Annotated in this window: 19 protein-coding genes and 1 pseudogene; 14 read left to right on the forward strand and 6 right to left on the reverse strand. The window is 70.0% G+C overall.

Annotated features, from left to right (window positions below; translation table 11 throughout):
- Nucleotides 1-613: 613 nt before the first annotated feature.
- The 3 genes from HD596_RS41785 (at nt 614) to HD596_RS41795 (ending at nt 4,479) form a co-directional block, all read left to right on the forward strand.
- Nucleotides 614-826 carry a hypothetical protein gene (locus tag HD596_RS41785; protein WP_185074945.1) on the forward strand — a complete coding sequence of 71 codons (213 nt, stop codon included), beginning with the start codon at nt 614-616 and terminating at the stop codon, nt 824-826.
- 72 nt (nt 827-898) lie between these two features.
- A complete protein-coding gene (locus HD596_RS41790; RefSeq protein WP_185074946.1) occupies nt 899-2,404 on the forward strand; it encodes an NACHT domain-containing protein in 1,506 nt (501 codons plus the stop codon).
- Complete coding sequence (locus HD596_RS41795; RefSeq protein WP_185074947.1) at nt 2,341-4,479, forward strand: WD40 repeat domain-containing protein; 2,139 nt, start codon at nt 2,341-2,343, stop codon at nt 4,477-4,479. Before HD596_RS41790 ends, HD596_RS41795 begins: the two co-directional genes overlap by 64 nt.
- A 401-nt stretch (nt 4,480-4,880) precedes the next feature.
- Here HD596_RS41795 and HD596_RS41800 read toward each other — a convergent pair whose 3' ends face one another.
- Genes HD596_RS41800 through HD596_RS41810 form a run of 3 tightly spaced genes read right to left on the reverse strand, consistent with a single transcriptional unit; the run spans nt 4,881 to nt 8,895 of the window.
- Entirely contained in the window at nt 4,881-5,528 is a 648-nt protein-coding gene (locus HD596_RS41800) for a response regulator (RefSeq protein ID WP_313046309.1), read from the reverse strand.
- An 11-nt stretch (nt 5,529-5,539) separates the two neighbouring features.
- Nucleotides 5,540-6,706, reverse strand: a complete 1,167-nt coding sequence (locus HD596_RS41805; RefSeq protein ID WP_221519773.1) for a sensor histidine kinase — start codon at nt 6,704-6,706, stop codon at nt 5,540-5,542.
- A 17-nt stretch (nt 6,707-6,723) separates the two neighbouring features.
- The gene (locus HD596_RS41810) at nt 6,724-8,895 is read right to left on the reverse strand and encodes an MMPL family transporter (RefSeq protein WP_185074950.1); all 2,172 of its coding nucleotides are present in this window, start codon (nt 8,893-8,895) and stop codon (nt 6,724-6,726) included.
- Nucleotides 8,896-9,062: 167 nt separating this feature from the next.
- Here HD596_RS41810 and HD596_RS41815 point away from each other — a divergent pair, with 167 nt between their 5' ends.
- Together HD596_RS41815 and HD596_RS41820 are read left to right on the forward strand one after the other, a co-directional pair.
- Entirely contained in the window at nt 9,063-9,230 is a 168-nt protein-coding gene (locus tag HD596_RS41815) for a hypothetical protein (protein WP_185074951.1), read from the forward strand.
- Nucleotides 9,231-9,535: 305 nt separating this feature from the next.
- Nucleotides 9,536-10,405: an MBL fold metallo-hydrolase gene (locus tag HD596_RS41820; protein WP_185074952.1), complete on the forward strand. Its 870-nt coding sequence runs from the start codon at nt 9,536-9,538 to the stop codon at nt 10,403-10,405.
- Between the two features lie 109 nt (nt 10,406-10,514).
- On the opposite strand, the gene HD596_RS41825 is transcribed toward HD596_RS41820, so the two are convergent.
- Together HD596_RS41825 and HD596_RS41830 are read right to left on the reverse strand one after the other, a co-directional pair.
- Nucleotides 10,515-11,429 (reverse strand): helix-turn-helix domain-containing protein, encoded by a 915-nt coding sequence (locus HD596_RS41825; RefSeq protein WP_313046310.1) that lies wholly within the window; start codon nt 11,427-11,429, stop codon nt 10,515-10,517.
- 9 nt (nt 11,430-11,438) lie between these two features.
- Nucleotides 11,439-12,272: an alpha/beta fold hydrolase gene (locus HD596_RS41830; protein ID WP_185074953.1), complete on the reverse strand. Its 834-nt coding sequence runs from the start codon at nt 12,270-12,272 to the stop codon at nt 11,439-11,441.
- A 285-nt stretch (nt 12,273-12,557) separates the two neighbouring features.
- On the opposite strand from HD596_RS41830, the gene HD596_RS41835 reads away from it, so the two are divergent.
- The 6 genes and pseudogenes from HD596_RS41835 to HD596_RS65835 form a co-directional block, all read left to right on the forward strand.
- Complete coding sequence (locus tag HD596_RS41835) at nt 12,558-12,920, forward strand: zinc finger domain-containing protein (protein ID WP_185074954.1); 363 nt, start codon at nt 12,558-12,560, stop codon at nt 12,918-12,920.
- 558 nt (nt 12,921-13,478) lie between these two features.
- Nucleotides 13,479-14,384, forward strand: coding sequence for an NADP-dependent oxidoreductase (locus tag HD596_RS41840; RefSeq protein ID WP_185074955.1), 906 nt, complete (start codon nt 13,479-13,481; stop codon nt 14,382-14,384).
- An 81-nt stretch (nt 14,385-14,465) separates the two neighbouring features.
- Entirely contained in the window at nt 14,466-15,524 is a 1,059-nt protein-coding gene (locus HD596_RS41845; protein ID WP_221521068.1) for an alkene reductase, read from the forward strand.
- A gap of 11 nt (nt 15,525-15,535) precedes the next feature.
- Nucleotides 15,536-16,003 carry a MarR family winged helix-turn-helix transcriptional regulator gene (locus tag HD596_RS41850; RefSeq protein ID WP_185074957.1) on the forward strand — a complete coding sequence of 156 codons (468 nt, stop codon included), beginning with the start codon at nt 15,536-15,538 and terminating at the stop codon, nt 16,001-16,003.
- A 123-nt stretch (nt 16,004-16,126) separates the two neighbouring features.
- Nucleotides 16,127-17,047 (forward strand): SDR family oxidoreductase, encoded by a 921-nt coding sequence (locus HD596_RS41855; protein ID WP_185074958.1) that lies wholly within the window; start codon nt 16,127-16,129, stop codon nt 17,045-17,047.
- A gap of 240 nt (nt 17,048-17,287) precedes the next feature.
- Nucleotides 17,288-17,407, forward strand: a pseudogene (locus HD596_RS65835) (recombinase family protein); the annotation flags it as partial.
- Nucleotides 17,408-17,454: 47 nt separating this feature from the next.
- On the opposite strand, the gene HD596_RS62630 reads toward HD596_RS65835, so the two are convergent.
- Entirely contained in the window at nt 17,455-17,628 is a 174-nt protein-coding gene (locus HD596_RS62630) for a hypothetical protein (RefSeq protein ID WP_246555241.1), read from the reverse strand.
- Nucleotides 17,629-19,051: 1,423 nt separating this feature from the next.
- On the opposite strand from HD596_RS62630, the gene HD596_RS41865 reads away from it, so the two are divergent.
- From HD596_RS41865 to HD596_RS41875, 3 genes are read left to right on the forward strand one after another with little or no spacing between them, the layout of a single operon-like run.
- Nucleotides 19,052-19,390 (forward strand): hypothetical protein, encoded by a 339-nt coding sequence (locus HD596_RS41865; protein WP_185074959.1) that lies wholly within the window; start codon nt 19,052-19,054, stop codon nt 19,388-19,390.
- Nucleotides 19,390-19,647 carry a hypothetical protein gene (locus HD596_RS41870; RefSeq protein WP_185074960.1) on the forward strand — a complete coding sequence of 86 codons (258 nt, stop codon included), beginning with the start codon at nt 19,390-19,392 and terminating at the stop codon, nt 19,645-19,647. Before HD596_RS41865 ends, HD596_RS41870 begins: the two co-directional genes overlap by 1 nt.
- 46 nt (nt 19,648-19,693) lie before the next feature.
- Nucleotides 19,694-20,338 carry a hypothetical protein gene (locus tag HD596_RS41875; protein ID WP_185074961.1) on the forward strand — a complete coding sequence of 215 codons (645 nt, stop codon included), beginning with the start codon at nt 19,694-19,696 and terminating at the stop codon, nt 20,336-20,338.
- Nucleotides 20,339-20,908: the final 570 nt, after the last annotated feature.

A 20,908-nucleotide genomic window follows, 5' to 3' on the forward strand; every position in this document is an offset into this window, starting at 1 on the left:
CCTTCCTCTGGGCGGATCTGGGTATCGCCAACATCGCTACGCTCTCCGGTGGGTTCGGCACAGTGGCGAGGGCCTGAACGCGGTCCGGCACCGGCACCGTGAGCTGTGCCGCGTTGCGGTAGGTGGTGCACCGGTCCTCCAGACACTCGGCAAGCGCGGCGGCCTGCTTGTGAGCCAGGTCGCGATAGGCGGAACCGGCAGGGCGGGACGAGCTGCTCATTCTCTGCGGACGAGGTGCCAGTTTTGGTGGCCCAGGTTGCACCTTCCGTGACCCGGTTGCTGATGGGCCCCAGCAGAACTTGGCAACAGAAATCTACATTGTAAAGGGGGGCGGTTTTGATTCGTTGCTTTCAACTACAACATCAAGCAACACCCTCAGCAGAACGGTCACCGCACGACACATGTCGATGTGTCCGAAGGTAATGGGCCCCGTTATCGGGTGCCCGCTCGTGCTGGGCCTCGATGTATTGCTGGACCGCCTCCATCCGGCGGCTGTTGGGTGAGAAATGAGACTCCACAGGATGCGCAGACTGGGGCGCGATGCGGTGCGGTCTGGGGTTGTTGGCCTCTTCTTGCAGTTCAGAGCGATATGATCTTGTTTGCCATGTAAGGCATGTCGGCTGATCTTCTCGGTACCCAGATACTGGCCGCGGTGGTGGAGGTCGGCGTGGAGGGCCTTGGCACCCTGCGCATCCACCTCGTTGCCAGGCCCGTGCCGATCCCCGAGGAGTACGGCGTGCAGCCCAGCGTCTTGGATGAGGTGATCTCCACGGCGTCCGGCGGCGACTGGGAGATTGGCGGCATCAGGCCGCCGCTTCGCCGGTGAGGGCCTCGTCCGCCGCGTGATAATGCGGTCATGCCGCGATGATCGTGGGCCTTTCTCTTCATCGTCTCCTTCGTGCTCGTGGGCGCCGTCGCCTGGTGGATGGCTGGCGACGGCCTGGAAGTCAACGACGCTCGCGCGAGCGTGCTCAGCTTCGTCGTGAGCCTGTGCACGCTGCTGCTGGCCCTGGCGGGTGTGCTGCGGCGCTGGCAGGGCCGCCGCCGCGACGACAGCCTCTCGGGACCCCGCCCGACCGACCCGGTCATGCACGCGGGCTACCTGAAGCAGACGATCCTGGCCGCCGCGGTCGCCGGGGACGACGCCCTGAGCAGGCCGCAGCTCCTGCCACTGTCGTGGACGAGCGCGGCGCCGGAACTCGGCGACGGTGTGCCCGCCCCGCCGGTCGGTAGCCGGATCAGGGAGCGTAAGCGCAACCGCCTCGACGTCGGCTTCCGGCGCGCCATCCGCGACCTCGCCGCGCACTATCGGCGCATCGCCGGCGGCCGCTTGGTCATCCTGGGCGAGCCGGGCGCGGGCAAGAGCGTGCTGTCGTTCATGCTGGTCCGCGGGCTGCTGGAGGAGTGGCGTCCGGGCGAGCGGGTGCCGCTCCTGCTGTCGGCGGTCTCCTGGGACCCCACCCGCGAGAAGCTGGGGGACTGGATCGTGCGGACCCTTGCCGTCGCGTACTACAGCGGGGCGCGGGAGATACCGCGCAGTCTGCTCGAGCATGACCTGCTGTTGCCCGTCGTCGACGGCCTGGATGAGATGCCGGAGTTCATCCGGCGTCTGGCGGTCCGGGCGGTCAACGAGGCGCTTGCCCGTGACCGCCCGATCGTGCTCGCCTGCCGTACGGCCGAGTACGCCGAACTCATCGGCACCGGCAGCCCGCCGCTACGCCGGGCGCCGGTCATCGAGCTCGAACCGCTGGACATCGAGGACGTGACGGCCTACCTGCGCGCTGTGGACTGGGCTGACCCGGCCCGCTTGGAGCCCCTCTACGCGCATCTGGACGCGCATCCGGGTGGCGCGGTGGAGGCGGCGCTGGCCACGCCGCTGACGGTGTCGATGCTGCGGACCGTCTGCGAGCGCGGTGGCGACCTCGATCCCGTGCTGCGCCTGACGTCGCGGGCGGCGGTGGAGGACGCGCTCGTCGGGGCCGCCGTCGGCGAGCCCGACCGCTCGCGGCGCTGGCTGTCCTACCTGGCCGGGCACCTGCACCAGCATCGCGAGCGTGAGCTGGCGTGGTGGCGGCTGAGCGGGCGCCTGCTGTCGCCCTGGGCGGTCATCGGCCTGGCATTGTTTTGCGGTGTCGCGCTCACGCTGCTGTCCTGGGCGTGGATGCTGACCTTCGGCGGCTGGCAGGACCTTGGCCTGAACACCGCGCTGCTGGCCGGCGCGTACATCGGCGGCGGGTTCGCGGTTCTTGCGATCATCGCCTGGTATGCCGGGGACGCGGCGGCCCCCCCGGACGGCTCGCCCCCGCCGCGGCCGGGTGGGCCGCCCGGCTGTGCAGGGGCATGGCGACCGGCCTGGCACTGGCCGCCATCCCAGTCCTGCCGGTCCTCATCGGCGTCGGCGTAGTCATCACCCTCGCGTACGGCTGGCCGCCCGAGAACACCGAGTTCTACCTGTCCGCCGTGGCCATGGGCCTGGCCGTGATGGTCGTGACGGGCTTGGCGCTGGCCGTACACCGGTGGCTGGGCGGCTCACCGGAGCGGTCGGGCGAGGCGGGGCCGGTGGCGCTCCTGGTCGAGGACCGGCGCTCCAGCCTGGTCTCGGCCGCGGTTGCGGGCGCCGTGGTGGGGTTGGGAGCGGGTCCGGCGTTGATCGTGGCGCTGATAGCGGTGCGGACCCTGCAGATGCTTGCCACCGGCTGGTCCGGAGAACCGTCGCTGAGCGAGCTGATTGCGTCGGTCTTACCGGAGGAGTGGAGCGACCCGCTGCTGCTGGGCGCGGTCGTGCTGCTGCCGGGGATCGTCTTCGCGTCGCTCACGCTCCTCACCCGGGCCTGGTCCCGGTTCGTATGGGTGCGGTTCGTGCTCGCCTTACGCGGGCACCTGCCGTGGCGGTTCGTGGCCTTCCTGGAGGACGCGCACCGGCAGGGGTTCCTGCAGCACTTCGGCGGGGAGTACCGGTTTCGGCACATCCGGATGCAGGACTGGCTGGCCGGCACTGCGCTGAGGCCGCCTGAGCGGAGCCCGCGGCGGCGTGGGCGCAGCAGGATCGCAGCGTTCGCGGGTCTCGCCGCCGCGCTGGTGGTGTGCGTCGCCCTGGTCCGCACGCTGCCGCCCGACAGTTCCTCTCGCACCTTTCTGACCGGTGTGGCCAAGAGCATGCACTTTCTCGACGACAACCGGACCATGACAGTGGAGCAGACGGACGGGCGAATCCGGCTGTGGGACCTGGAGACCGGACGTCCCATCGGCCGCAGCCTGCCCGTCGCCGGTAAGGTGGCCTTCAGCACCGCGGGTCGACTGGTGGCCGCGCTCGAATCGCCGGTGAACCTGTCGATCCTGGACCTGCGGACCGGGGCGGAACTGTGCAGGACCGTCCTGCCCAAAACGGCCGCCACGACCCGCACGCTGGACTTCAGCCCTGACGGTCGCGTCCTGCTCACCAGCCTAGAGCCCGACAATTTCCAACTGTGGGAGCCGCGCACCTGCACCCGGATCGGCAGGCCCCTGGCGTCAGGGACCGAGATCGACATCCCCACGTTCAGCCCCGACGGCGGCGTGCTCGTCATCAAGGTGCCGGGCAGCGACAAGCTCACGCTGTGGAACGCCCGCACGGGAGCCCGCATCGACGACGGGACCATCGCCGGCTCACCGCACTTCACGCCTGACGGCAAGATTCTCGTGACGGTGAAGGCCGGCGTGGAGATATGGCTGTTCGATTCCGCGACGGGAAAGGTCATCGACGGCCCCCTACACGGGGACAACCCGAAGCCCGGGTACGACCTGGAGCCCGTGGTGCCGGTCGACGGGAGTCGGTCCTACCTGATCCGCTGGAGTCGCCCGAGCGGTTCCCTGGCGGTCAGACGGCTGTGGGGAGACCAGCGCACTTTCATCTTCACCGGCGTGCTCGACCAGCACATCGCCGGCGGTGTGTTGGCAGGCGTGCTCGCGAACGGGGAGATCCGGCTATGGAGCCTGGATGACGGCAGGCTGCTCGGCTCCATCGACACCGGTGCCCGCGTGGCAAGCGTCGCCCTCAGCTCCGACGGGCGGAGCCTGCGCCTGGACCGGGGCGGCAGCATCGAGTACTGGGACGTCAGGCGACGGGTCCGTGTGAGCTCCGTTGAGATGACGCAGGGCGTGAGCACATGGTTCGTGCCCGGTGCGCGGACGGCGGTCGTCGCGGAGACGAGGATCGACGGCGGCTGGATCATCACCCGCCTCATCGACCTCGACACCGGCGAGACGAAACCTGCCGCCATCCCCGCCGACCGGGGCACGATGAACTTTCGGGGGAACCAGGTCGCCGATCGATCCGCCGACAAACGGACAGTCGAGGTGCGGGTTCTCGCCACCGGCCGGAGGTTCACCCTAACCGGCCACACCGGGGAGATCTTCAGCGTGCGCTACAGCTGGGACGACCGGCGGCTGGCCAGCCTGTCCGCGGACGGCACCATCCGCCTGTGGCCCGCCCCGGGCTGAGCGTCCTCCGCCGTTCCAGATGACTCCGACGTGCCGGTGGTAGGCCCCGATTGACGGCAGCCGGGTCGGCTCCTCGGTGGGTGAGTCGAAGAGGCGCGGCTCGAAGTCGCCCTCCTCGGGGCGAACGCCGCGCCCAGCTCAATCACCTCGTCCAGGGCGTCAGGCTTGCCGAGCACGATGGACGGGAGCTGCCGTGGTGCGCCATCGGATGCCCGTTGACGGACCCGTTCGCCGGTGACGGCGCGGTAAGTGGCCTGCCGTTATGGAAGCTGCTACCAAGTACACGCGAGCGGTGGGGACGGACGGAGCTTGGCCAGCCGCCCCGTGATCGTATTTTTCAAGAAGTCTTCGCAGGTCGGCAGCAACATCGTTGGAGTCACAGCCATTACTACCGGAGTTCGTCAGTGCGGGGGGCGGCGCAGCAGGCCGCGTTCCAGCGCGACGACCACGGCCCGGGTGCGGTCGTTGACGTCCAGCTTGGCGAACAACCGCAGCAGGTGCGTCTTCACCGTCGCCTCCGCGATCACCAGCCGGTCGCCGATCTCGGCGTTGGTCAGGCCGTCGGCGACCCCGTTGAGCACCTCAGCCTCGCGGGAGGTCAGCGCGACGTGCGCGGGTTTGCGCAGCTTGGCGATCAGCTTCTCGGCGACCCTCGGCGCCAGCACCGTCTCGCCGCGGGCCGCCGCGTGGATGGCGTCCACGAGCTGCTGACGGGTGGTGTCCTTGAGCAGGTAGCCGATGGCGCCGGCCTCCACGGCGCGCTCGATCTCCTCATCGGTGTCGTACGTGGTGAGGATCAGCACACGGGTGCTCGCGTGTCCGGCGACGATCTCCGTCGTGGTCGCCACGCCGTCCAGGACCGGCATGCGCAGGTCGAGCAGCGCCACGTCCGGGTCGTGCCGTTCCACCAGTTCCAGAGCGGCCCGTCCGTCGCCCGCCTCGCCGACGATCTTGATGCTCGGCTCGGCGGCCAGCAGGGCGACGACCCCGGCCCGCATGACCGCGTGGTCGTCCACCACGACGACGCGCACCACAGATGTCCTTGTCACGTCACGGGCTGTCATGTCAGGGGCTCGCTCTCTAGGGGAATCATCGCCCAGACGCGCGTGCCGTCGCCGAGCGAGCTCGTCACGGCCAGCTCGCCGCCCAGCTCGGCCAGCCGCTTGCGCATCCCGTCCAGGCCGAAGCCGCGCGACCGCGCGGTCTCGAAGCCGACGCCGTCGTCGGTGATCTCCAGCTCGACCCCGTACGGCTGCTGCGCCAGCACGACGCCCACCGTGGACGCTCGCGCGTGCTTGCGTACGTTGGCCAGGGACTCCTGGGTGCACCGCAGGAGCGCGATGCGGGTTTGCTGGTCGCAGTTGATCTCGGCCAGCTCCGCGGTGACGGCGAGCCCGGTGTCTTCGGTGAAGCGGTCGAGGGTGCGGCGCAACGTCGCCGCCACGGACCCGGCGGCTGCCCCGCCGTACTGCCGCGCTGAGCCGACGAGGTCGCGGGCCTCGGCGAGGTTCTCGCGCGCCGTCGACTCGATGGAGCGCAACTGCTGGGCGCTGCGGCCGTCGGCCCGGTCGAGCCCGGAGCGCGCGGCCTCGGCCAGCACGATGATCGAGGCGAAGCCCTGCGCGAGCGTGTCGTGGATCTCGCGCGCCATCCGCTCGCGCTCGTCGGCCGCGCCCTGGCGCTGGTGCGCCCGCGACAGCTCGGCCTGGGCGCGCTCCAGCTCGGCGAGCAGCCGGGCGCGCTCGTGGCTCTCCTCGACCACCTGGTGCACCCAGGTGCCGATCAGGACGCTCGCCGCGTACACGATCAGCGTGGAGACCACGTTGGAGGTGAAGAACTCCGCGCTCCACCCGGCCCGCAGGACGCTGGTGGCCAGCGTGCCCACGGCGCCCGCGCCGCTGAAGACGACCGCAGCGCGCCACGACCCGGCGAAGATCCAGAAGTGCGGTAGCGTCACCATGAACAGTGCCGCGTACCCGGGGCGCAGGTAGGCCAGGCCGCTCAGGGCCACGACCAGCACTCCCAGGTACGCGTGCGGACGCAGCACCCTTGGGAAGCGCACCACCATCGCGTACGAGCCGGCGACCGCGCCGATCAGCACCAGCGACCAGATCTTGGCCTCGCCGGGCGGGTCGAGCGCCACGATGGCTGCGGCGAGCAGGCCGTACAGCGCCCAGCAGACGGCGTTCCAGCGCTGTAGGGTCCTCTCCCAGAACGGGCCTGTCAAGGAAGGCGGCATAGGGTTCAACCTACGTGGGCGGGCGCGCTGCCCCGCACGTCCCCAGCCGCGGAGCGGACCCGCCGCGACGGCCACCAGCTCGCCTCGCCCAGCAGCAGCATCGCCGACGGCAGCACCAGCACGCGGATGACGAAGGCGTCCAGCAGCACGCCGGCCGCCAGCACGAACCCGATCTGCTTCATCTCGATCAGGTGCAGGAAGACGAAGCTGGCGAACACCGTCACCATCACCGCGGCGGCGCTGGTCACCACGCCCGCCGAGCCCGCGACCCCGTCGAGGACCGCTGTCCGCGTGGGCACGCCGCGCAGCGCGGCCTCCTTGATCCGGCTCAGCACGAACACCTGGTAGTCCATCGACAGCCCGAAGAGGATCACCAGCAGGAACAGCGGCACGCGCGAACCGATCGTCCCGGTGGACTCGAACCCCAGCAGACCCTCGGCCCACGCCCCCTGGAAGACCAGGACGAGCAGCCCGAGCGCGGAACCCGCCGACAGCAGGTTCAGCACGATGCCGAGCAGGCCGAGCACCAATGACCGGAACAGGACCACGGTCATCGCGAACGTGACCAGCAGCAGCGCCACGAGCACCAGCGGCAGCTTGCTCTTCTGGTGCGCGGCGTAGTCCGTGAGCCGCGCCACGTCGCCCGAGACCGCCCATTGCGCACCGGGCACCCGCCCGAGGGCTGCGGGCAGGTAGCCGTCCCTGAGCTGCGCCAGCGATGCGCGCCCCTGCGGCGAGTCGTTGCGATACGGGACGGACAGGGCGAGCACGCTGACGCGGCGGTCGGCCGAGACGCGCAGCCGGGGCTCGCCGGCGAAGAGCCGGTCGGACCGCGTCCGCCGCGTCACCTCGCCGAGGGCCTGGCGCACCTGCGCGGCCTGCTCGGTGCCGGCGCGCACGACGACCTGGTGCGTGACCCTCGTCTCGGGGAACGCGGCGACGAGCCGGTCGCGCACCCGCATGGCCGGGATCTCCCGCGAGTGCGATTCCAGGCTGATGTCCGACAGTCTCAGGCCCAGCAGTGGGGCCGCGAGGGCGAGCAGCGCCCCGGCCGAGACGGCCAGCGTGATCGCTGGATGCCTGCTCGCGGCCCTCAGCAGCACGCCCCGGACACGGCCCTGCCGCGCTCGGGAGCGGTCCGGCCCGCGGCGGTGTTCCCGCCGCCGTTCCCGCCGCCGTTCCCGCCGCCGTCCGATGACCACCACCAGTGCGGGCAACACGGTCAGCGAGCTGGCCACGGCCACCAGCGTGACCACGATCGTGCCGGTTGCCAGGGAGGAGAAGATGACGTCTCCGGCCAGGTAGAGGGTCGCGCCGCACACGATCACGGCCAGTCCGGAGCCGACGACGGCCCGTCCGGAGGTGGCCGCCGCCAGCTTCACCAATGCCTCGGGGGCGAGCCCGCCACCGGAGCGGGCGCGTTCCTCCTGCTCCCGTTTGAGGTAGAACAGCGAGTAGTCGACGCCGACGGCCATGCCGATCAGGATGATCACGTTGTTGCCCACGCCGGCGTCGGGGAAGACGTGGGAGGCCGCCATCGACAGCCCCATCGCCGCGGCGATCGATGAGAACGCGAGCAGCAGCGGTACCGACGCGGCGACTACCGAGCCGAACACCAGCAGCAGGACGACCAGCGTCACCGGGAAGGTGATCGCCTCGGACAGCGCCAGGTCGGCGCCGCGCTGGGCGTTGACGCCCTTGCTGATGGAGGGGGCGCCGGTCTCCTCGACGCGCAGGTCCGGGAAGGCGGCCTGGACCGCCGCCGTCTGCGCGGCCAGCGGATCGAGGTGTTTCTGGGCGTCCAGCTCGGCGCCCCGCATCGTCACCCGGACCATGACCGACCCGCCGTCCGCGGAGCGTGCGGGCGCCGCCGCGCCCTCCACCTGGGGCAGCCGCTCCATCCTGGCCCTGACCTCCCGCGCGGCGGCGTCGAGCCGGGCGCTGTCGCGGCCGGTGATCAGCACCTGTTCCTCGGGCCTGCGTTGCAGCCCTCCTTCGGCGGCCATGGTCTCGGCGCGGCCGGCTTCGCCGACCCGGTAATCCTCGGTGGCGGCGGCGCGGGTGCCGAGCGTCATGCCGGCGCCCAGGCAGAGGACCACGAACATCAGCCAGCCGGCGATCGCGCGCCAGGGGTGCCGGGCGCTCCACAACGCGGCCCGCACGGGTAGTTCGCTCATGCGTCAAGCCTGGTCCGGCAGGGTGTGCGGGCGACAGCACCGTCCGGTCGTACCTGCCGTCCACCGTCCGGTGGACACGGGGGGCCTGCAGCACACCCCGATAGGTGAGAATCAAGCTTTCCGCCACCTGCGATGGTTATCTTGGGTTGGCGGCCTTGTCCTGCAGGATGTTGGCGAGTGGCCGGGGGCGCCGCACCACCTTCCACGCCACCGAGACCACCGTGACGGTCGGGATCTACGGCACGGACGCCGCCGCCCGGATCATCGTGCTGCGCACCGCGTTGGCCGCGCTCATCACCAAGCACGGGCTGGCCGCCCGCGACCAACCATGGTGAGCATGCGGGTGTTTCTGGTCTTTCGGGCGGGTCGAATCGAGCCGCACAATGCCCGAACAGCCGTTCTCGAACAGTCAGTGCCGGACGGTCCCGCGCCTGAAGAACGGGGGCGAGCAGCAATGGAACGGTCAGCGGCGTTAGCGCGGCGGCTTCCAGGTCCGTGAGGACCTCCCGCGCGTGGGCGTGCCCTGTCGTACGGGGCAAGGAGCGGACCGCACAGGCCGTGGTCCGCGAGCGCAGCACGTTCAGGTGCTGGTGGCAGGGCGAATGATCAGTCGCGTGCATGGCATGGCAGGATCGCGGCCATGTCCCTAAGCGTTCCTCACCTGCGGATCGGCTCGACCGAGATCATCGCCCTCGCCGATGGCGAGGGCCCGTTCTTCTCCCCGCGCGCCGAGGCCTTCCCTGAGGCCACGGCCGGTCAGTGGGCCGAGGCCGACCGGTACGACCCGGGCGCGGTCGACGCCGAGGGTCGCTGGCGGCTCCAGTTCCGCGCATACGCGATCCGCAGCGATAAGAGCCTCACCCTCGTGGACGCCGGAATCGGCCCGGCGGACGGCCCCGCCGTCTCGTGGGCGCCCGTGCCCGGCGTGCTCCCCGCGTCGCTCGCCGCCGCGAACATAGATCCGGCCGAGGTCGACACCGTGGTGCTCACGCACCTGCACACCGACCACGTCGGATGGGCGGTCGTGACCGAGGCGGCTGTCCCGTCAATGGGCGGCGCGGTGGATGGCGCCCCTACGTCCGGCAGCGCGACCGGCGACCGCCGCCCCTACTTCCCGAACGCCGAATACCTGCTCCAGCGGGCCGAGTTCGACGCGCTCGACGCGCTCAACCCGCAGCTACGCGAGACCCTCACCGACCCGCTCTCGGCGGCCGGTCAGCTCCGGCTCCTCGACGGGGACACGCCGCTGCGCGCCGGGCGCGCGGTCGCCACGCCCGGCCACACGCCCGGTCACCAGAGCGTGCTGGTCGCCGACGGGCGCGAGCTGGCGCTCGTCACCGGCGACCTCCTGGTGCACGCGCTCCAACTGCTCCACCCCGAGCTCGCCTACTCGCACGAGCTCGACCCTGAGGCGGCCAGGCACTCAAGGAAGCGCATGCTCGGCCACGAGACCGGCACCACACTGCACCTGGCGACACCGCACCTGACAGAGCCGTTCATCTCGGCCTGATCGGCGGTCGTCCGAGCCATCCGGCACGAGCGGGCCGCGAATATGCAGACGCTTCAACCTCGTAGCGACGTCGGCCCTCTGCGGTGCGACCAGCGGCTGACCCTGTTCCTCAACATCGCCGCCCGCGCGCGCTCGTGTCTCGGCGGGGTCTGGGCCGGCGTTCGCAGGAGGGCGCGCTTGCGCCGGCGGGCGATGAAGTCGGCCACGCGACATCGTCGACCGCGAGCCACGGCGCGGCGGCCAGGGCCGTGGGCGTGAGCCCGGCGAACGTCGCGACCTCCCGGTGCAGGTGGGACTGGTCGACGTAGCCGCTCTCGCCGGCAACGCGGGCGGCGGCGTGACCCGCCGCGAGAAGGTGGGCGGCGTGGTCGAAGCGCACCAGCCGGGCGGCGCGTTTGGGGGTGATGCCGAGCTGGGACCGGAAACGGGACCACAGGCGCTTGCGGCTCCAGCCGACCTCGTCCGCCAGGCCGTCGACCCGCACCCGCCCCCGGCTGGTGAGCGTCCGCCGCCAGGCGTAGGCGATCTGCGGATCGACCGGTGGGTGGGCGCCCAGCCGTCGGCTGAGGATGTCCACCGCGATGGTGAAGCGTTCGTCCCACGACGCGGCGGCGCGCAGCCTGTCCTCGGCTCGCTCGGCGTCGCGGCCCCAGACCTCCTTAAGGGCTACCACCGTCCCGCTGAGCTCGGTCGATGCGCCGAACAACGCAGCTGCCGTGACCGGATCCAGGCGGATCTGGAGGCACTGGCCGGCTCCCCGGCCAGCCGCCCGGAGATCGCCGGGCAGGAGCCCGACGACGACACTGCCGCGCTCGTGGCGGCCATGGGTTTCGTAGACGACGCCTTCTCCCTCGCTCAGATCGACGAGCAGGGTGACGGACGGGTACGCGACCATGGAGATGTCCACCAAGGCCGGGGCACGATGGCGGAACCCGGCCATGCTGACCCCCGGCAGCCGAACCGACGGGCGTGGGACCGCGACGTCCACCCACGCCCGGCCGGGTGGCGTACCGGTCGGCAACACATGGCCAGTCTAGGCATCGGGGATCATGGGTTGTCGGCGGCCCGTTGCCGTGAAGCTCAGCAGCAGTTTGCCGACCGTCTCTGGCGCTTCCAGCATGGGTAGGTGCCCGACGCCGGGCAGCACCTCGACCCGTGCGTCCGGCACCGCGTCGTACCGGTGCGCCGACGACGGCTCCCAACGGGGGTCGGCAGAGCCGAAGATCACCTGAACGGGGACCTGGAGGGCGGCGAGCCGCTCCGGCATGCTCCGTTCGGCGATGTAGGCGGTGTTCCGGCGCAGCACCGTCCTCATCACGCGGTAGGTGATGCCCCGTACGTCGGCGACCACGTCGTCCGGGAGGTCCACCGGGCGAGCGGCCGTCGCGCTGATCCCCTTGCGGATCATCGCATCCGAACGCCTCGACCACATGAGCGGGCCCAACGGCGGGGCCAGCAGCACCCGAAGGATGAACGGCTGCCGGAGGAGCGCATCCGGGCTCGGGCCGCTACTGATCAACGCAAGCGAACCCACGAGGTCGGGACGTTGCTCGGCAAGCGCGGTGGCGACGTAGCCGCCGCTGGAGTGCCCGACCACGGCGACGTGACGGAGGCCGAGGTCGTCCAGCAGCGCCGCCACCTGGCGCGCCTGGGCAGGCACGTCATACGACGGCGCGGGCGGGGACTGGCCGCAACCCGGAAGGTCGACCCGGATGACGTGATGGTGGCCGGCCAGCGCCGGGACCACCGGGCCCCAGAAGCCGCCCGAGGCCCCCGATCCGTGGATGAGCAGCAACGGCGGCGCCTGCCGCGTGCCGTCATGGACCACGTGCATCCCATGCGAGTGCTCAATGTCGTACTCATTCATGCGGAGACTATGCATGGGCGGTTGACTATCAGTCTTGGACAAATGTTCCTGCGGAGTCGGAGGCCGACGGCCCGCCACCATCGTCTGGGCCCGCCATTCGGGTCGGAGCGATCGGACGCATGGTAGCTCTGTGTAGTGGTCGTGACTGTTTGTGTTCTCAGAAATGGTCAGTTCTGAGAAGATGATCAAACGCCGGGACCATGTCCGGTTTATCCTCGATCTTCGTTCTCAGAACCTCTCGCAAAACTGTCTTCTCAGAACATCGCTTGCGGTAGGTTCTGCGACATGACCGAGCTCGCCGATCCGGCCGCCGCCGTCGAAGCCTTCGACTGCCCGATGTGTGCGGCACCGGCGGGCAGCGCCTGCCGGACCCGGGGCGGAAAGGTCGCGCCCAAGTACCACACGCCGCGCTTCATGCTGGTGCCGCAGCTGCGTACCGAGCTGGAGGTGCGCACCCCGGCCGAGCGCAGGCCGGGCCGCCGCTGGCAGGCGGGCCCGGCGGTGGACGCGTCGGCGGCGGCCGCGGCCAGACCGACCCGGGTCGGCTATGCCCGGTGCAGCACCGCGCAGCAGGAGCTGGACAGCCAGCTCGACGCCCTGAAGCAGGCGGGCTTCAAGATCAGTACCAGGGGTCCGTCCTTAGCGTAGCTACCCGTCAGTAGAGTCCCGGGCCCCCTGGACAGGGAGGTTCCCTCCCGATCGGTCTGAGTGAGTACGGCGACCGGGCGCACGCCGGGCGCGGTGAACAGCTGCAGGCGGAAGGTGGCCGGGGAGTAGCCCGTCCGCTCGACGGTGAACATGTGATCGTCGACGGTGCCGGCACGGGGCGCGGCGTGCCGGGAGAGGAAGTCCTGGCGGCGAGCGGTGGTCATGGCGCGGCGGCTCCAGAATCGGCGGGTGATCGGCTGGTCTCCGCAGTACTTACAGATGGTTGATCAGGTGGATGGGCTGACCGTCTTCCTTCCGCGTGACGATGACGGCGAGCGTCTGCCCGGGGTAATACACCGCGCAGCAGGAGCAGTAGAAGCCGGCAGCTCCAGGTAGCTCCCATGACGCCCGTGCAGTCGCAGTGATCAGGCGGCTCCGCGCCGGCCGCAGTCGATCTCGCGGTTCGGGCGGCAGCAAATATTTGGCTAGCCACATATTCCTTGCTACGGTGATTATGTGTCTAGCCACATAATGTGTGGCGCAACGTGAGGAGTGGTCATGAAAGCCATCGTGTTCGACCGTTTCGGCGGCCCGGAAGTACTGCGCGAGGCGGATATCGAGGTCCCGCAGCCCGGCCCCGGGCAGGTCCGTGTCCGTGTGAAGGCTGCCGGGCTGAACGCGCTGGACGGCAAGATGCGCTCCGGGATGCTGGAGGCCGTGTTCCCCACGACCTTCCCCGCCGTTCCCGGGGGCGAGCTCGCCGGCGTGGTGGACGCCCTGGGGGAGGGCGTGACCGACGTGCAGGTCGGCGACGAGGTGCTGGGCTGGTCGGACACCGGCTCGTACGCCGAGTACGCGCTGGCCACCATCGTGGCCCCCAAGCCCGCCGCCCTCGGCTGGCAGCACGCGGCCGCGCTGCCGGTGGCGGGTGAGACCGCCGAGCGGGTCCTGAACCTGCTGGGTGTCGCCGCCGGGGAGACCGTGCTGATGCACGGCGCGGCGGGAGCGGTCGGAACCCTGGCGGTTCAGCTCGCCACGGCTCGCGGAGCACGTGTCATCGGCACCGCCGGCCCCGGAAATCAGGAATATCTCGCCTCGCTCGGCGCCACCGCGACCGTGTACGGCGAGGGCCTGGTCGAGCGGGTCCGGGCGCTTGCCCCTGACGGCGTGGACGCGGTGTTCGACCTGGCCGGGAAGGGCGCCCTTGAGGACTCCATCACCCTGCGGGGCGGCACCGACCGCATCGTCACCATCGCCGACTTCCGCGCGCAGCAGCTCGGCGTCACCTTCTCCCGCGGTCCCTCGGAGGCCTCGTCCGACCGGCTGGCCGCCCTGGCCCAGGACGCCGCCACCGGCAAGGTCGTCACCACCGTCACCGCCTATCCGCTCGACCAGGCCGCCACGGCCCAGCAGGTCAGCGACGCCGGGCATGTCCGCGGCAAGCTCGTCCTCACCGTCGGCTGAACACGCTCGCCTCTTCATCCACCCCGCCCGCCGCCTTCCCCGTTGCCCACCCGGGCTCGCCGCACCGAAGGACCACACATGCTGGACTCTCTGTGGACGCCGACCACCGTCGGCGGCATATCCCTGCCGCACCGCCTGGTCATGGCCCCCATGACTCGTGACCGCTCCACGCCGGAAGGCGTCCCGACCGAGCTGAACGCCGAGTACTACGCCCAGCGGGCCTCGCACGCACTGATCATCACTGAGGGAACCCAGCCCTGCGCCGACGGCCAGGGCTACCTCCTCACTCCCGGCATTCACCATGACGAGCAGATCGCCGGGTGGCGCAAGGTCATCGACGCCGTGCACGCGGCCGGCGGCCGGATCGTCATCCAGCTGATGCACGTCGGACGCATCTCCCACCCCGACAACACCCCCCACGGGCGCCGGCCGGTCGCCCCGTCGGCGATCCGTCCCGAGGGCGTGATGTTCACCGCGTCCGGGCCCCAGGAGATGCCCACGCCCCGTGCGCTGTCGACGCAGGAGGTCGCGGCGACGGTCGACGACTTCCGTCGCGCGGCGGCGGCCGCCGTCGCGGCGGGCGCCGACGGCGTGGAGATCCACGGCGCCAACGGCTACCTGGTGCACCAGTTCCTGTCCGACAACACCAACCAGCGCACCGACCGCTACGGCGGCTCCCTCGACAACCGCATCCGCTTCGCCGTCGAGGTCGCCGCCGCCGTGTCCGGCGAGATCGGCGCGGAGCGCACCGGTCTGCGCATTTCCCCCGGCAACCCCTACAACGACATCGCCGAGTCCGACACCGCGGAGCTGTATCCGGCGCTCCTGGACGCGCTGCGCCCGCTGAACCTGGCCTACCTCCACGTGATGCACACGGGCGAGGAGGCTCTGCTGGAAACCCTGCGCGCGCAGTGGCCGGCCACGCTGATCCTCAACCGGGGCGGCACCGACCTGCCCACCCGCGCCAAGGACATCGACAACGGTACGGCCGACCTCGTCTCCGTCGGCACCCTCGCGCTGGCCAACCCGGACCTGGTCGAGCGGCTCCGCGCCGGCGCGAAGCTGAACACCCCCGACCCGGCCACCTTCTACGGCGGCGGAGCGGCCGGCTACACCGACTACCCCACCTACACGGCTTAAGGTACCGAACCATGCCCCACATCCCCACGACGGCCGGCAAAGGGCCGCTGAGCTACGCGATCTTCCTGCTCGCCCGCGCCCACCGCGCCCACGCCGCCGCCCTGCTTCGCGCGATGGACCTGCATCCCGGACAGGAACTGCTGCTGATGCAGCTCTTCGACCGGGACGGCCAGACCCAGTCCGAACTGCTCGAAAGCGTCGGCCTGGACCACTCCACCGTCTCCAAGTCCCTGCGCCGGATGCAGGACGCCGGCCTGCTCGTCCGCGAGCCGGCCGCACATGACCGGCGCGTCCTGGTGGTCCACCTCACCGACAAGGGCCGTGCCATGCGCGAACCCATCGCAGCCCTGTGGCAGACCCTGGAGGAGACCTCCGCGCGGACCCTGTCGGAGCAGCAGGCGGAGTCCTTCATCGACACCGCCCACGCCATCACCGAGACGCTCACCAGCCGCGCGCTTCCGCCAGAAGAATCCGAGTAACGCGCCGGTGCGGCCGACCGTCCGCACATCGAGAACGGCCGCATCACCCCGTCCCATCCGCCTGCGGACGACCGGCCTCGGAACCAAGCCCCTCGCTCCTGACCTGATGGAAAGTGACAACCCATGACTGCCACCGACTCCACCACCCTCCCGGTCCTCGTCGTCGGGGCGACCGGCTCTCTCGGGGGCAAGGTCGTCGACGAACTACTCAAGCGCGGCAAGAACGTCCGTGCCCTGGTCCGGCCGACCACCGACGCGAGCAGGCCCGAAAGCCGGGGCGTGGAGATCGCCCGCGGCGACATGCTCGACCTCGACTCGCTCGTCGCCGCCATGAACGGCGCCGATGCCGTCATCACCACCGCCGCCGGCTACACCCGCGGCGGCAAGAACGCGCACGACATCGACACCGTCGGCAACGCCAACCTCGCCGAGGCCGCCCACCGCACCGGCATCCGACGGTTCGTCCTGACCAGCATCCTCACCAGCGACCGGACGCCCGATGTCCCACACTTCTGGCACAAGAAGCTCGCCGAGGACAAACTCGAACAGCTCGGCGTCCCGTTCCTCGCACTGCGGCCGGGGGCGTTCCTCGACCAGATCGCGAGCATGGCGGGCGACCCGATCGACAAGGGCCGCCTGATCTGGATCGGCAAGACCACCGTCCCGCTGACCTTCGTCCACACCTCCGATCTCGCGACGTACCTGGCAGCCGCAGTCGACGCCGAGGCCGACGACGGTGAGCGCATCGACATCGGCTGGGACCGCCCGGTCAGCATGCGCGAGATAGCCGACCTGATGGGCAGCAGGGCCGGAAAGAAGATCAAGGTGTGGGCCGTCCCGTCCGCCGTCGCCCGCGCCGCGGGAGCCGTCGCCGGCCGCTTCATGCCCCTGATCAAGGACATGGCCGCGATGTTCAGCTGGTTCGACACCGGCCGCTACGTCGCCGACCCCCGCCGCCAAGAGCAGCTGTTCGGCCCCGTCCCCACGGCCGAAGAGGCCCTCGCCCGCTACAGCGACGAGCTGGACACCGCACAGCACCGGTGACAGGCCCGCGCCCCGGCGCCCTGACCAGGACAACTCAGGCTGCCCTACCGAATCCGATGGCCTGCAAGTCCTGCGAGTCTGCGCGCTGGCCCCCCAATAGGGCTGACGGCCGCGTGATCGTGGCGGCGTTCCGGAAGGGGATCCTCAACCGCAACACCCGCCAGCCGAGACAGCGCCCCAGGTCGAGGTGTTCCGTATAGCTGTTCCGGTGAAGGGCCCCTATCCGGAACACTTGAGCGCGTGCACGGCGGGTTCTCCGGCACCACCCGGCGCAACCGCTCCGGCCTCGACCAGGCCCTCGCCGCCGTGTGGGACGGCAGCGTCTTCACCGTGACCAAGTTCGACCGCTTCGCCCGCAACATGACCGAGGCGACCCGATCCTCACCGACCTGTCCGGTCGCGGTGTGCTATTCGGACTGGGCGCATCCGTCCACGACTGGAACGACCCGTTCGGGCGGCTGTTCCTGCAGACCCTCGCCATGGTCGCCGAGTTCGAGGCCGACCTCGGGCACCTGCGCACTCGCGGGGGCATTATCCCTGGCCGACCTGGCCACCGAGTACAGCGTCGGACGCTCCACCATCCACCGCATCATCCACAGGCCAGAGACGCCGGGTAGGGCGATCACACATCGAGGTCGGGCGTCGCACTTCGTTAACCCCGATCATCGTCTGGCAGACCCGCACCGTGCGGCTCCTACCGAAGCTGCTCGCCGGCCGCAGCAGGGGACCGCTGTTCCTCACTGAGCGGCGCGCCCGCGTCGCTCTCGCCGTCGGCGACCTCGACCCGGTCACCGACGGCGCAGCATCTCGCCGACCAGGGCTACCGGTACCGGTCGCCGCGGTGGCAGCGGCAGGCCCGCGCCACCAAGCTCCACACCAGCAGCAAACGGCGAAACCAGCACAAGGACACGCTCGACCCGCGCCGGCTCGGGCTGGTCTCGTTCGAGTACATCCCTCCAGCGCCCGCGCGGCGGGTCAGGTGAGTTTGTCGCGCAGGCTTGCCAGCGCCTCGTCCGGGTGTCGCCGACGCCGACCGTGCCGCCGTGTTTCTTCCACGAGCCGTACGCCACGTCACTGGCGAAGGCGTCCTGCGGGACATCCTGCCAGCTCCCACCTCGGCGTTTCCTCGCGCCGCGATTCCTCCGCCTCAGGGAGGATCTCATGCAGTGGAAACAGCCGTGCTTTGGAGTGCCGCTTATCCCGCGAAGGGATCGAGGAATAAGCGGCTTCCAGCGAGCAGAAAGGCACTTTCTGGCGTGTCCAGCGCCTTCAGGTTCGTCAGCCTGACTGCTCAGTCTGAAGATCGAGTCCAGAATCGGCGCTCCGTGTCGCACCTGCGCAGCCGGGATCGGTGGACAGCAATGCCTTCACATCGTAACTACCCGATTCGAACCAGACGTGCCTGTTCCCTTTGAGGACAACGGGGTCCGTCAGACCCTCCGGAGGTGGGGGGTTTTGCTCAGTCCCCCAGAGCCAGCCGCGGATTCTTACGCAGTACCCCGGCCCGACCCAGATGCCCGCAGTGCTTGGGTAGCCCGAAAAGCGCCCCCCTGGCATCAGGGCATCGTATTTACCATCGATAGCGTAATTACCGTCCCTGTACTGGACGGCGCCGATGCCGACCGTGCCTGTATTGCGAACCTCTGTTGCATCGGCGTGCGCTGCGGACGGGGTCAGGGTCAGGAGTCCTGCGGTCAGGGCAATCGCGGATGCCCAGGTCGTTTTCTTCATTGTCCCTCTCTCGTGCCTGCGATTTTCTGCTGGGTCTACGCGTGTTCTTCTGTTGAAGAGCGGCTGTTGCGAGAAAGGTAGCCCTTTCGCTCTTCTGGCAGCCAGGGCGATAACCGGACGTTTTGGGGACTTTTCCGCTCATCGGGGGGTGGACGACGAAACAGTCACACAAGGCAGGTGAGTGGTCGCTGCGTGCGCGGCCATCACGGCAAGCATCCGCACGATGCGTGCCCGGTACGGCAACCGGGCGGCAACAGGGACGGAGAACTGATCATGGCTGTGGACATTCGCCAGTACGAGCCCATCGACACCGTCGTGGAGGTGGTCGAGGTGAACGGGCACGACATCGAGGACATCGTCGCCTGGATCAACGCCGAGTCGAAGCTGAAGGGCATCGTCGGCCAGACCGCGCTGCGCGGCCGGTCGGCCGAGTACGTGGAGATCCAGACGCCGGAGGGGGCGCTGCGCGCCTGGCTGGGCGACTACATCGTGCACGACGGCAAGGGTGCGTTCTGGAAGGCGGCCCGGTCCATCTTCCCGCGCATGTACACGCCCGCCGCCGCCGGCGCCGTCGCTGACGCGGCCGAGGACGAGGGCGGCGAGGGGGAGTAGTGCGGATCCAGGTGCTGCGGTTGCCGCTGTACGAGCTGGCGGGCGTCTCGGAGGAGCCGTTCGCGCTCATCGTGGACCAGGCCGCGCCGGAGGGGGACGGCTGGTCGATGCCGTCGCTGGCGGTGTTCGCCGAGCAGGTCGGCGCCCGCGGCGTGTGGGTGACCCCGGCGACGGTGGAGGTGGTGGACCAGTTCCCGCCCGAGATCGTGGATCACGTGCCGATCGGCGACCTGGCCGAGGCCGTGGACGGCCATTAGTCGTTGGCGGAACCGACAACCAGCGTCCGGAAGGAGGCGTGCCCGGGTGGCCGACGACAGGCGCAAGCTCGAACTCGCCCAACGGCGCTCACAGGCGCTCCAGATGCGGATCGCCGGAGTGTCGCCGACGCTGATCGCCGAGCGGCTGGGCTACAACAGCCCGCAGGCCGCGTCCGGCGACGTCACCGCAGCGCTGAAGCGGGCCGCGAAGGTGGAGGGCCTGGCGGCTGAGCATCTGCTCGCGTTCATGGTCACGATCCCGGCCCTCGGCCTCACCGAGACCGCCGCGGGCTATGTGTCCACGATCGGCTCCGGCGTGCTCGCGCTCATCGTCGCCTTGCAGACCCGGCCGTGGGTCATCTCGACCCTGACCGGCGCCGTGTCCACGATCCTGACAGGCCTCTCGCACTTCTGGCTGGTCCTCACCCCGGCGCAGACGGCGGCGTTCATCCTGCCGCTGCCGGCGGTGCTCGGCCTGGTCCTGCGTGGCCAGGTGTCGCCGAAGTCCGGGCCGGTCGCGCACGTGGTCGTCGTGGAGGAAAGCTGCCGTGACCGTGTACCCCTTCTCCTGCGCTGCGGCGTCCCCCGAGGTTCTCACGGCGACGAAGACCTTCACCGAGGACGAGTCGCGGCTGATGCGCAGCCAGCTCCCCCTGAGGCTGGGCACAGGCTGGCGGTGGGGCCATATTGAGTACATCGTCCCAGCCGCCAAGCATGACCGGCTGGTGTGGCTGGCCGCGATCGTGCCGCCCCTCTCCGACGATCCGCCTGCGCTCGCAGTCACCGAGCAGGTGCCAGTCGATCTGCTGAACCCTCTGCCGCCTCGCACGGTCGTGGTGGCCAACGAGACGACGTTCCCGTAGCCGCTCGGGAAGCCTGCCGCCGTTCCGGTGCCTCAGCCGTTCGTGTTCGGTCTCGCGGTCCGCAGCGAAACCCCAGTGTAGTGATCAGTTAGGTTGTTTCACGGGACAGACCGAGCCCCGTTCACCTCGCATGGCGCATTCGAGGGGTCGCAACACAGGTGATCGGTTGCTGGCGGCAGTCAGCATAGCGAGATGGTTTTCGCTGAGCGTCCTTCCGGGGTCGCCCAGTCCGCCCCCGGGAAGAACGCCCGCCACTCAGCGTCACGGTTCTCGTGACCGGATGCGCAGAGGGTGCTCCATGCCCGGATTCTCTTCACAGCCCGGACGCCACGTGACGCAGCACCCTTCGCAGATTTCGATCTCGTTGCCGTGTGTGTCCGTCCACACGTAAGCAGCAA

It is taken from the genome of Nonomuraea jabiensis, assembly GCF_014204795.1.
GTDB lineage: Bacteria > Actinomycetota > Actinomycetes > Streptosporangiales > Streptosporangiaceae > Nonomuraea > Nonomuraea jabiensis.

Excerpts from the sequence above, each read along its gene's own strand:
- HD596_RS41820 (WP_185074952.1), top strand. The coding sequence starts at position 9,536 with ATGTCCCTAAGCGTTCCTCACCTGCGGATCGGCTCGACCGAGATCATC.
- HD596_RS41865 (WP_185074959.1), top strand. The coding sequence starts at position 19,052 with ATGGCTGTGGACATTCGCCAGTACGAGCCCATCGACACCGTCGTGGAG.
- HD596_RS41795 (WP_185074947.1), top strand. The coding sequence starts at position 2,341 with ATGGCGACCGGCCTGGCACTGGCCGCCATCCCAGTCCTGCCGGTCCTC.
- HD596_RS62630 (WP_246555241.1), bottom strand. The coding sequence starts at position 17,628 with ATGGTGGAGCGTCCGACGCTGTACTCGGTGGCCAGGTCGGCCAGGGAT.
- HD596_RS41810 (WP_185074950.1), bottom strand. The coding sequence starts at position 8,895 with ATGAGCGAACTACCCGTGCGGGCCGCGTTGTGGAGCGCCCGGCACCCC.
- HD596_RS41785 (WP_185074945.1), top strand. The coding sequence starts at position 614 with ATGTCGGCTGATCTTCTCGGTACCCAGATACTGGCCGCGGTGGTGGAG.
- HD596_RS41815 (WP_185074951.1), top strand. The coding sequence starts at position 9,063 with ATGTTGGCGAGTGGCCGGGGGCGCCGCACCACCTTCCACGCCACCGAG.
- HD596_RS41830 (WP_185074953.1), bottom strand. The coding sequence starts at position 12,272 with ATGAATGAGTACGACATTGAGCACTCGCATGGGATGCACGTGGTCCAT.
- HD596_RS41855 (WP_185074958.1), top strand. The coding sequence starts at position 16,127 with ATGACTGCCACCGACTCCACCACCCTCCCGGTCCTCGTCGTCGGGGCG.
- HD596_RS41835 (WP_185074954.1), top strand. The coding sequence starts at position 12,558 with ATGACCGAGCTCGCCGATCCGGCCGCCGCCGTCGAAGCCTTCGACTGC.
- HD596_RS41850 (WP_185074957.1), top strand. The coding sequence starts at position 15,536 with ATGCCCCACATCCCCACGACGGCCGGCAAAGGGCCGCTGAGCTACGCG.
- HD596_RS41840 (WP_185074955.1), top strand. The coding sequence starts at position 13,479 with ATGAAAGCCATCGTGTTCGACCGTTTCGGCGGCCCGGAAGTACTGCGC.